6 protein-coding genes are annotated in these 11,595 nt (G+C 35.1%); 5 read left to right on the forward strand and 1 reads right to left on the reverse strand.

The features are described from left to right. Positions 1-71: 71 nt before the first annotated feature. From ACN0TY_RS08485 to rhaT, 5 genes are all read left to right on the forward strand, one after another. Positions 72-3,515 (forward strand): glycosyl hydrolase, encoded by a 3,444-nt coding sequence (locus ACN0TY_RS08485; RefSeq protein WP_417444136.1) that lies wholly within the window; start codon positions 72-74, stop codon positions 3,513-3,515. Positions 3,516-3,716: 201 nt separating this feature from the next. After that, positions 3,717-6,182 carry a hypothetical protein gene (locus ACN0TY_RS08490; RefSeq protein WP_417444137.1) on the forward strand — a complete coding sequence of 822 codons (2,466 nt, stop codon included), beginning with the start codon at positions 3,717-3,719 and terminating at the stop codon, positions 6,180-6,182. Between the two features lie 24 nt (positions 6,183-6,206). Further along, positions 6,207-7,619, forward strand: coding sequence for a hypothetical protein (locus tag ACN0TY_RS08495; protein WP_417444138.1), 1,413 nt, complete (start codon positions 6,207-6,209; stop codon positions 7,617-7,619). A 98-nt stretch (positions 7,620-7,717) separates the two neighbouring features. Further along, positions 7,718-9,109 carry a sulfatase gene (locus ACN0TY_RS08500; RefSeq protein ID WP_417444139.1) on the forward strand — a complete coding sequence of 464 codons (1,392 nt, stop codon included), beginning with the start codon at positions 7,718-7,720 and terminating at the stop codon, positions 9,107-9,109. A 27-nt stretch (positions 9,110-9,136) separates the two neighbouring features. Next, the gene (gene rhaT, locus ACN0TY_RS08505; RefSeq protein ID WP_417444140.1) at positions 9,137-10,189 is read left to right on the forward strand and encodes an L-rhamnose/proton symporter RhaT; all 1,053 of its coding nucleotides are present in this window, start codon (positions 9,137-9,139) and stop codon (positions 10,187-10,189) included. A 90-nt stretch (positions 10,190-10,279) separates the two neighbouring features. On the opposite strand, the gene ACN0TY_RS08510 is transcribed toward rhaT, so the two are convergent. Beyond that, positions 10,280-11,212, reverse strand: coding sequence for a hypothetical protein (locus tag ACN0TY_RS08510; RefSeq protein ID WP_417444141.1), 933 nt, complete (start codon positions 11,210-11,212; stop codon positions 10,280-10,282). Positions 11,213-11,595 lie beyond the last annotated feature (383 nt).

Below are 11,595 nucleotides of genomic sequence, written 5' to 3' on the forward strand. Positions count from 1 at the left end.
TTAGAAGGTTATATAAAGTGAAATTAGTAGCATTACTTAGAAGTTTTCTTTTGGTAATCATGTTAGTAAGTATGACATTAGTTGACTTAAAAGCTCAAAATGCATCCATAGAGCAGCATTTCCAAAATCCTCCATCATCGGCAAAACCACTTACTATTTGGTTTTGGATAAATGGAAGTATTACCAAAGAAGGTATTACTGCTGATTTAGAAGCCATGAAAAACGTAGGGATTCAGGGCGCATTAATTTTTAATGTAAGTTTAGGAAACCCTCCAGGATCTGCAATTTATTTAAGCACAGAATGGTTAAACCTATTTAATTACGCAGCTATTGAAGCTAAACGTTTGGGGCTTGAACTTGGGTTTCATAACGGCGCTGGTTGGTCGTCGTCTGGTGGACCGGTTATTACTCCAGAGTATGCCATGCAAGAAGTGACATTTTCTGAAACCGTCCTTCAAGGAGGGCAAGAGTATAGAGGTAAGCTGAAGCAGCCTAAAACCAAGTTAGGGTACTATAAAGATATTGTCACACTCGCCTTTCCAAAACCTAAAAATGATATTCGTATCAAAGATTTAGATATAAAAACTATCTCCCATAAAGTTAGAAATCATTTAACCCCAACTGAAAGAAATGTTTCTGATTTAGCAATAGTAAAAAAATCAGACATTATCGATTTAACCTCAAAGCTTACAAATGATGGTTCTTTACAATGGTATGTGCCTGAAGGTGAGTGGGTTGTTTTGAGATTAGGACATACACCGACAGGAGAGATGAATCGTTTTCCCAGTGATGGTGGACTTGGATTAGAATGTGATAAGATGAGTAAACAGGCCGTGGATATTTTCTGGGAAGGTGGTATTATACCCATAGTTAAGAAACTAGATACTTTGATAGGCACCACAGTGAAAAGGTGCCATATCGATAGTTATGAAGTGGGAACAACAAATTGGACTGGAAATTTTGCTAGTGAATTTAGTGAACTACGTGAGTACGACTGTGAATTGTATTTGCCGACCTTAGCTGGCTATTATGTGGAAAGTGGTGAAGAGACGGAGCGTTTCCTTTGGGACTTTCGTCGTACCATAGGTGATTTAATTGCTGAAAATTATTATGGACGTTTTAAAGAACTCAGTCATCAATATGGTATGTTATTTTCAGCGGAACCTTATTGGGGGCCTTTCGATAACATGCAAGTAGGCGAGAATACGGATATTGTAATGTCAGAGTTTTGGAGCGGAAGCTTGGCATTTTTCGATTCACCTAAGTTTGTGGCATCTATAGCTAAATTAAATGGGAGTCCTATTGCCGAGGCGGAATCTTTTACAGGTATAGGTGGATGGGATCAACATCCAGGTAAATTAAAAGCTATCGGTGATTTAGCTTGGGCCCAAGGAATTAATCGATTTGTTTTTCATTGTTATGTACATCAGCCTTGGAATATTGGTCCTGGATTAACATTACAAGCTTTTGGAACTGACTTTAATCGTTTAAATACTTGGTGGAACCAAGGTAAATATTTTGTGGATTATATAAGTAGGGGACAGGTTTTATTACAACAAGGAAAATCTGTGGCTGATGTTTTAGTATTTACTGGAGAATCCTCTCCTAATGATGCCTTGTTAATGCCCGAAATAAAGGCTATGGGATACGATTATGATTTAATTGGTACAAATAAGATTTACGAATTATCGGTTAGTGAAGGATTGATTTGCACACCTACAGGTAATAAATACAGCGCTTTGGTACTTCCAAAAAGCCAGTGGATGACACCAGAAACACTTGAAGTTATACAAAACTTAGTAAATAAGGGTGCGCTTGTCTTAGGTGATAAACCAAGAAAATCACCTAGTCTTAAAAATTATCCGGAGAGCGATTATTATATTCAAGAAATTGCCAATAAATTATGGAGTACTGGACAAATAAAAAATACTTCAATCATTGATGTATTAAAGAATAACACAATGTCACCTGATTTTTCAGTAGAAAAAGAAAATGGTGAATTAATAGATTACATACATAGAAAAACAGAAAATACTGATATCTATTTCGTTGTTAACTCAAAAAAAGAATCTAGAGTGTTAGACTGTCGTTTTCGGGTGTCAGGAAAACAACCTGAACTTTGGAATGCTGAAACTGGAGAAATAGAAAAGGCTGCCGTTTGGCATGAAAATGGAGATAATACCACTACTGTATCTATTCCGTTTAAATCAGAAGGTTCTGTTTTTGTGGTTTTTAGACATCCTGTACATTCAAATAAACACATATTGCATACTGAAATAACGCTTAAAGAAGGAATAAAGAAGCCCTTATCAGACTTAAAGGTTATTAAAGCACAATATGGTATGTTCTTACCTGATGGTTTGGTAGATGTAACAGAAGCTTTAAAAAAATATATTCGAAATAATAGATTAAAAGTACAAGCAACTCGAGAACTTTCTATTGGAGATCCTGCTCCAGGTTATAAAAAAGAGTTGCGTGTTCTGTACAAAATAGGTAAGGATACACTTGAAAAAAATGCTATGGAGAGGGAATGGTTAGACATTGACCCTTCTAAAGATAAAAAATTAGAAATTATCAAAGCGGTTTTTGGAAAATTTCAAAGAGGCTTAGCAGGTATTCCTCCTAATAATCCGATATATGATATAACGGATAAAATAAAGGAGCTAGTAGCTTCAGGAACTTTTGAAATTCCAGTAAGTAACAGTATTGTTCCAGGAAACCTTACTCCATCAAAGTATACCTTACGCATTGTCTATTGCACGAATGGGCAAGAAAAAATAACTACAGCCACGGATGGAGAAATAATAAAATTAACACAACCAACTCCAAAATCAAAACTGATATACGAGGATGAAAAAGTAAAATGGGTAACTCCTGTTGCAGGTGAAATTACCTATCGCTCTTCTTCTGGAAAAACAAATTTACTAAAAGTTAAATCTGTTCCTCAACCTATTGAGTTAAGTAGTGACTGGGAGGTAAACTTTCCCTTAATAAATAATACTCCTATTGATACAACATTCAATGAATTGATATCGTGGACAAATGTAATGGAAAAAGATATTCAATATTTTTCAGGTACTGCTAGGTATACAAAACAATTTAATATTCCTAATGAACTTATTAAATCGGAAAACTCATTACAGTTAGATTTAGGAGACGTAAAAGAGATAGCTGAAGTCTATTTAAACGGTATAAAGCTTGGTGTTTTATGGAAAGCACCATTTAGATTTAATATTGATGATGCCGTTGTAGAGGGCACAAATACACTAGAAATTAAAGTAACTAATCTTTGGCCAAATCGCCTTATTGGAGATGAACAATTACCCGCTGATTATACACATAAGGGGCCTATTGTTAACGAATGGCCCGATTGGCTTGTAAATAAAACAAAACGCCCAACAGAGCGTATATCTTTTGTAGCTTTTAAACATTGGAAAAAAGATTCAAAACTATTACCATCAGGTTTATTAGGTCCAGTGAGAATTGTGATCTCCAAAGTAGCGATATTGAATTAATATAAAGCTAAGGCATTAATCTCTATTCCCTTTGGGTTGTTTTTGAATCAAGAAATTTGTACAAGACGAACTCAAACCTTGTAAGAAAGTGCTATAAAATTAACTTGAGCATACTCTAAATAACAATTGAACCTCAGCCTTTGGGATAAACAGGAGCAGCTTAATTAGTAAATAACCAAAAAAGTAAATGATAAAGAAATTATGGAATCCAAAAATGAAGAAAAAATAAAAAAACACTTTGTAGGACTTGGTTTGTCAACTTATTGGAGTCAATTTAATGTTAGGTGCTATAGATGTTATCATATGATTTCAGAACATAGAGTATTACATAAAAAAGAAGCATTTCTTAGGTTCTGTTTTTTTGTATTGATGATATTTTGCTATCACTTTACAAATGGACAATCAATTCGAGTTAATGATTTGAAATGTGAAGAACAGATAAATCCTTCCAATATTATGATAAATAGTCCTCGATTTAGTTGGACTTACTTAGGGAATGAGAAGAGCCCGGAACAAGGGGGGTATCGTATTATGATGGCTACTTCTATAGAAAAGTTAAATTATCCAGACCTTTGGGATTCGGGTCCTACAAGCTCTTCTCAATCTGAGGGAATTGAATATTCAGGGGAACCTCTTAGACCTAAACAGAGGGTTTATTGGAAAGTTACTGTTTGGGGAAACAACAGAGGAGTGGCTCATAGCGAGCCTTCTTGGTTTGAAATGGGTAAGATGACTAACCCCAAAAAACCATTTCAACCTCACGTATTTAATAAATCAAATAATGGAGTAACAAGGATAGAAATTGATGGAAATGATTCTGGTCGGATGTTCGAAGGTATCGGAGCCGTTAGTGCAGGAGCTTCATCTGATTTATTATATGATTATGACAATCCAGTACAGAGTCAAATACTTGATTATTTGTTTAAACCTAAATTTGGAGCAGGTTTTCAACACCTTAAAGTAGAAATGGGAGGTGGGGAAAATTCTACCTGTGGCTCAGAGCCTTCACATGCCATCAGTAAAAGTGAATTATATAATCCAGTATCTCGTGGCTATGAATTTTGGCTAATGAGAGAAGCTAAAAATAGAAATCCCAATATCATTCTAGAATATTTGCCATGGAGTTTCCCCGGTTGGCTTAAACCAAATATATTCAGCCAAGAGTCTGCCGATTATTTTGTGGCTTTTTTAGATGTAGCAAAAAAACAATGGGGATTAGATATCGATTGGGTGGCCGCTGCAGAAAATGAAAATGGAACCGATAGAGACTGGCTAGTAAATATTATGAGACCTACTCTTGATGCTAAAGGATATGAAAACGTTAAGATTCAGGGGCCTGATGACAATAGTGGAGATTGGAAGATATTTGATGATTTTGAAAATGATTCAGCTTTTAATGAAGTGGTAGAAGCGGTAGGTTATCATTATGTTACGGGACGGGAATTTACCGAAGATATGGTAGACGGTCGTGGGCGTCCTACCACAGAAAAAGCAAAAGAATCATCAAAAGCTTTATGGGCAAGCGAGGATTGGAGTTGGACAGGTAAAGATTGGGATGGTGCAGGAGCTTTAAACTTGGCACGTATTTATAATAAGTTTTACATACGTGACCGTATAACAAAAACCTTAATTTGGTCTCCTATTGGATCTGTTTATGATTCCGTTATTTGGGATAAAACTGGAGCTATGAAAGCAAATTCTCCTTGGAGCGGTTATTATGAAGTTTGGCCCACGATTTGGGCAACAGCCCATACTTGTCAATTTGCAGTACCACTTCAATGGCAGTATTTAGATAATAGTTGTGGATTGTTTGATGCATCAACTTACAAAGGAAGTGTCGTTACTCTTAAAGATAACAATAGTTCTAATTGGAGTATGATTATTTGTACTGAAAACTCAGAAAATTTAGAAGTTTTTGTTAATAAAGGGTTGTCGAGAGGTGAAGTACACGTTTGGAAATCTGATTCAAATAATCAGTTCATAAAGCAAGAAAGTATTTCCCCTGAAAACGGTTTGTTTAAGATTAATCTTGATTCCAAAAGTATTTATTCTTTAACCACTACAACGGGGCAACGAAAAGGAAAATATGTTGTTCCAAAAGATAAGCCGTTTCCAATTCCTTATAAGGAAGATTATGAAAATAAAAAAGTCGGAGATATGCCTAAGTATCATTCAGATCAGAAAGGTAGTTTTGAAATAGCCTTAAGAGATGATGGAACAAAATGTTTAAAGCAAATTAGTCCAGAAGCGGGTTATGATTGGATGAGGATATACCGAAAGTCCAATATAAAACCCCATACCATTATAGGGGATGTAGATTGGACAGACTATACCTGCAGTATTGATGTTTTTGTTAAAAATGGGAATGTCGAATTAGGAGGACGCGTAAAAGGTAGTTATTTAAATGGTTATCGATTGCAGATTGAAAAAAATGGTAGTTGGAAACTTATGTATAGTCAAGAGGTATTGAAAAAGGGAATGATAGCGAATTTTGATGGAAATAAATGGCATGAACTGAAGCTTAGGTTTCATCAATCGGAGTTAGAGGTCTATGTTGATGGGGTGTCTGTAGCGAAAACCTCACATTTAAAAACTAAAGGTTATGTGTTGATTGCCAGCTCTTATGACCAAAACCTTTTCGATAATTTACATATTATCAATAATTAATAAAACACTAATAAAATAATAGAGATGATAAAAGCAGGATTATTTGGTATTGGTTTAGATACTTATTGGCCACAATTTATCGGTCTTTTAGAACGTTTGGAAGGCTATCAAAATCAAGTTGCAGATAAGATAGAGAGTTTTGGAGCTAATGTAATTAATGTTGGTTTGATAGATTCTCCTATAAAAGCAAGAGAAAAAGCTGAATTTTTAAAATCGGAAGATATTGATATCTTGTTTTTATATGTGTCTACATATGCATTATCGTCAACCGTATTGCCTGTGGTTCAAAAATTAAAATGTCCTACAATTATTTTAAATATTCAACCGGTGGCAGCGATTGATTATGATAGTTTTAATAGGCTAGGAGACCGAGGTAAAATGACCGGAGAATGGTTGGCGCATTGTCAGGCCTGTTCAGTACCAGAATTGGCCAATGTTTTTAACCGTTCGGGAATTGATTACGAATTTATAACCGGTTATTTGGATGAGCAAGCCGTTTGGGAAGACATTCAAGATTGGATTGATGCCGCAAATGTAGCTGCCGTAATGCGTAATAACAGACTTGGAGTTTTAGGACATTATTACTGTGGTATGCTAGATGTATATTCCGATTTAACCAAACAAGCTTCGGCATTTGGCACACATATAGAAATTGTAGAAATGTGCGAAGTGAAAAAATACAGAGATGCTGTGACTTCGGCCGAAATTGAAAATAAAATAGAAGAGTTTAAAGCATCTTTTGAAGTTATTGACACTTGTGAACAAGAGGAATTGGTGCGAGCCGCAAAAACTTCAATTGCTTTAGATAAGTTGGTAGAAAATCACAACTTAGGATCAATGGCCTATTATTATGAGGGAGAGACAGCTAACGAATATGAAAATATTGTTACCTCAGTCATCGCAGGAAACACGTTGTTAACGGGTAAAAATGTACCTGTTGCCGGCGAATATGAAGTGAAGAACGCCCAAGCCATGAAAATTATGGATGCTTTTGGGGTTGGTGGATCGTTTTCAGAATTCTATGCTATGGATTTTAATGATGATATCGTTATGCTCGGTCATGATGGTCCAGCACATTTTGCCATTGCAGAAGGCAATGTACAATTGGTACCATTACCTGTATATCATGGAAAACCAGGTAAAGGTTTATCTATTCAAATGACAGTAAAACACGGTCCTGTAACTTTACTTTCAGTAGTAGAAGGGAAAGACGATGTATTTTTACTAGTCGCAGAAGGCGAATCTGTTGAAGGGCCTGTATTGCATATAGGAAATACCAACAGTCGCTATCGTTTTTCTATTGGTGCTAGAGCTTTTATGAACGAGTGGTCTAAACAAGGACCATCACACCATTGTGCTATTGGCGTTGGGCATATTGCTAATAAAATAGAAAAGCTTGGTAGTTTATTAAACTTAAGGGTGGTGAAGATTTGTTAGTTTCATAATTTGTTATTAGGAGGACAGAACAGGATATTAAAAAGAAATGTCCGTGCTATTTTTGTTTATTATTATTAAGGATAAACTTTTAGAACATTATGAAAAAACTTATAACTGTATTTTTAGTAGTATTGCTAAGTTGGTCTTGTGAGGCTAAACTGGAACCGATAGTACCAAACATAATCGTCATAAATATTGACGATATGGGGTGGAAGGATGTTGGTTTTATGGGGAGCAAATATTACGAAACGCCCAATATCGATTATCTATCTAATTTAGGTATGGTCTTTTCTAATGGCTATGCTTCTGCATCGAACTGTGCACCAAGTAGAGCGTGTTTAATGACAGGGCAATGGACACCACGACATGGGGTTTATACAGTGACTCCTTCCACACGAGGAAATTCAAAAGACCGGAAATTAATTCCTACTAAAAACACGCATACCTTGTCTCCAGAACATAAAATTTTACCTCAAGTTTTACAGGAGAATGGCTATGTTACCTGTCATGCTGGAAAGTGGCATTTAAGCGATAACCCTATAGAATATGGGTTTGATGTTAATATAGGAGGAGGGCACAATGGGCTTCCTAAAAGTTATTATCCGCCTTATAAGAACGTTAAGATAGAAAAAGGTAATAGCCAATATTTGACTGATTTGGTTATGGAAAATGCTTTAAAGTTTGTAGATACAGTTCAAAAACCATTTTACCTCAATTACTCCCCTTACGCTGTTCATGTACCTATTATGCCGGTGGACAGTATTGTTCCTAAATATGAAAAAAAATCATCCTGGAAAGGACAAGGAAATGCCAAGTATGCTTCTATGGTCGACAATTTGGATAGAAACATTGGTTTGTTAATAGATAAACTGAAAGCAAGAAAACTTTTTGATAATACATTAATTGTTTTTACTTCTGATAATGGTGGTTTGTATGGTATTACCAAACAAAAACCATTAAGAGCAGGAAAGGGAAGTTATTATGAAGGTGGTATTCGAGTACCTTTTTTCTTTGTGCTTAATAAAAAGATTAATCCGAATTTAAAAAGCGACACGCCTATAAGCAATTTAGATGTTTTCCCAACCATTTTAGATTATGCTGGAATTACAGATGATCAATTAAAATTAGATGGGCAGAGTTTAAAACCAATACTCCAAGAAAAAACTGAAATATTAGACCGTTCGTTGTACTGGCATTTCCCGATTTATCTGGAGGCTTATAATGTTAAGGATAATGAAACAAGGGATGTGTTGTTTAGAACACGACCAGGGTCTGTAATAAGAAAAGGAGATTGGAAATTACATTATTATTTTGAAGATAATGGAGTAGAGTTGTATAACTTATCTGAAGATATTGAGGAAAGAAATAATCTTGCAGAAACATGCCCTGAAAAAACAGAGGAGCTTTTAAAGCTATTAAAAACATGGTGGAAAGATACCAATGCGCCTATTCCAACAACTAAAAACCCAGAATATATCAATAAGATTTAAATTTATAAATTTCATATTTAAAAAATCATGCAAGCAATTTTAGGTGTACTATTTCATTCTTTAGGAGGTGTGGCAGCAGGTAGTTTTTACATGCCCTATAATAAAGTAAAAGGTTGGTCTTGGGAAACTTACTGGATGGTTGGTGGTGTAGTCTCTTGGTTAATCGTACCTCCAATAGCCGCTTGGTTAACGGTTCCCGGTTTTCTTGATATTATTGCTTCTGGTTCCCAGTCCATTTTAAGTTTTGTCTTTTTAATGGGCTTGCTGTGGGGTGTAGGTGGTTTAACTTACGGGCTTGGCATCCGGTATTTGGGTATGTCTTTAGGTAATTCTGTAGTATTGGGGTTTTGTTCGGCCTTCGGTGCTTTAGTGCCTCCCATATATTACAATTTAAACAAGACGGAAGGAAAAGAGACTTTTTCCGATATGTTGGCTTCATCGGGAGGACAATTGGTACTTTTTGGCGTATTTGTTTGTTTACTGGGGATTGCTATTTGCGGTAAGGCCGGTATGCTAAAAGAAAAGGAGCTTTCCGATGAAGAAAAAATGAAAAGCGTTTCAGAATTTAATCTCGTAAAAGGATTGGTAGTCGCTATTTTATCTGGTATTTTAAGTTCTTTTTTTAGCTTCGGAATAGAAGGCGGAAAACCTCTGGCCGATGCTGCTGTAACAGCTGGATATGACCATTTGTATGCTAATAACGTTACTTTTGTGGTGATTCTTTGGGGCGGTTTACTTACCAATTTTGTCTGGACCACTTTCTTAAGTATTAAAAATAAATCCTACAACGACCTAACCAATACAGACACGCCCATTTCAAAAAACATCTTATTTTCAGCATTGGCAGGCACCATCTGGTTTTTGCAGTTTTTCTTCTATGGTATGGGGGAAAGTAAATTAGGAAATGGTGCCAGTTCGTGGATTCTTCACATGTCAACTATTATTTTAACAGCTAATCTTTGGGGGATCTATCGCAAAGAATGGCAAGGGGTAACTAAAAAGACAAAATTTACAATTACGGTGGGAATAGCGATTATTTTGTTGTCAGTAGTCTTAGTTGGAATAGGTAATACTATGTAGGTATGTTTTGAGCTTAAAAATAAATAATCAATTTTTCGATTAGCTTATTTCATAATTTTAGTACGTATTTAAATAGTCTCCAAACAAATTTTATTCTGGCACTTTTTTTAATATTTTATTTACATTATCCCAAAGTATCTCTGCTTCACCCCCATGACAACGATAAGCACCAAATCTAATTTTAGCTTGTAGAGCACGATTAGGACTTGGAACATTCCAATTATAATCTGTACCTCCAATCCGAACATTAACATAGTGCTTTCTATTATTACCAGTTCCTTTAAAACCATTTTCCATTCTAAAAAATTTTCTGGTATTGGCAGGTATATTTGTAAGGAAAACCAATTGTCTTCCTGTTACACCTGAGCCTCCTCTTTCTTTAATTTCTTCTCTATAGATATCAAATGACACTTGTTTTGTTCCTGAAAATCGAGGCTTTGCAACGATTAAACATATAGCAGGATCTGCAGATCCACCACCACCAGAATGTTTGCCTTTTGCTTGTGCTATGTAGGTACCTGCCTTATCTCTCATATCGTCACGTTCGAATGAATCACTTACATGCCCCGCTCTTTTTATAGTTACATATCCTGTAAAACGTACAAAACTGCCATCTCCTAAATCTCCAGTATTAATTGCTGGAGTAGATCGCTCCATCCTAGGTTGCAAATCATCTATATGATTAGTTCCCGAAGCAATTTGATAGATACCATAAGTTCGACCATTAAATGTGGTTTGAGAATAATCTGCAAAACAAGTTCGGTCATCAATAATATCATTTACTGCTTTGTTTACATCGTTTCCACTGGAATATTTATATTCTCTGTTAGGGTTTTTAAAAATATCATAACATTTAGAATCATTTGTTGCCTTAACAACTAGGAAATCTGTTGAAGTTTTATTTGCTTCATTCTGGAATTCTAATTCATTAATTTCATTTTCTGAGCTACATGAAATGTTTAAGATGGAAAATAAAATGAGGGTAAGTAAGGTGCTACCTAATAAGTTGGGTTTGTTTTTCATTTTTATGAAATTTAAAAGATTTATATATTTTTCATTGATTGCATTAAGGTACTTTTTTATAACCACAAATCTATCCTGTATTATATGGTTATGAAATGCTGTGGAGTAATTGCTTAGAGGTGATATTTTAGCTTGATGAAACTATATCCGATAGGTTGTTTTCCTCTTTTTTAATAAGATTTATTATGAGTTAAAAAATGGATGACTGTGACCGCTCATAGAAGAATCAAGATATTGACATTTATATATTAATAATGACGAAAATGTGTTTGATTATCAATTAAAGGCAAATAAGGAATGTTCAATAATATAATAAAAAGATTATTTTTTTAATACTACCATAACAATACAGGATAGCGCTTAAGTGATGAGTAGTTAAATTT

The sequence above is a fragment of the Joostella sp. genome (assembly GCF_048266025.1).
Taxonomy (GTDB): Bacteria; Bacteroidota; Bacteroidia; order Flavobacteriales; family Flavobacteriaceae; genus Galbibacter; species Galbibacter atrarenae.

Bases quoted from the DNA above. Each gene is read 5' to 3' on its own strand.
- ACN0TY_RS08490 (WP_417444137.1), top strand. From the start codon at position 3,717: ATGGAATCCAAAAATGAAGAAAAAATAAAAAAACACTTTGTAGGACTT.
- ACN0TY_RS08495 (WP_417444138.1), top strand. From the start codon at position 6,207: ATGATAAAAGCAGGATTATTTGGTATTGGTTTAGATACTTATTGGCCA.
- ACN0TY_RS08485 (WP_417444136.1), top strand. From the start codon at position 72: ATGACATTAGTTGACTTAAAAGCTCAAAATGCATCCATAGAGCAGCAT.
- rhaT (WP_417444140.1), top strand. From the start codon at position 9,137: ATGCAAGCAATTTTAGGTGTACTATTTCATTCTTTAGGAGGTGTGGCA.
- ACN0TY_RS08510 (WP_417444141.1), bottom strand. From the start codon at position 11,212: ATGAAAAACAAACCCAACTTATTAGGTAGCACCTTACTTACCCTCATT.
- ACN0TY_RS08500 (WP_417444139.1), top strand. From the start codon at position 7,718: ATGAAAAAACTTATAACTGTATTTTTAGTAGTATTGCTAAGTTGGTCT.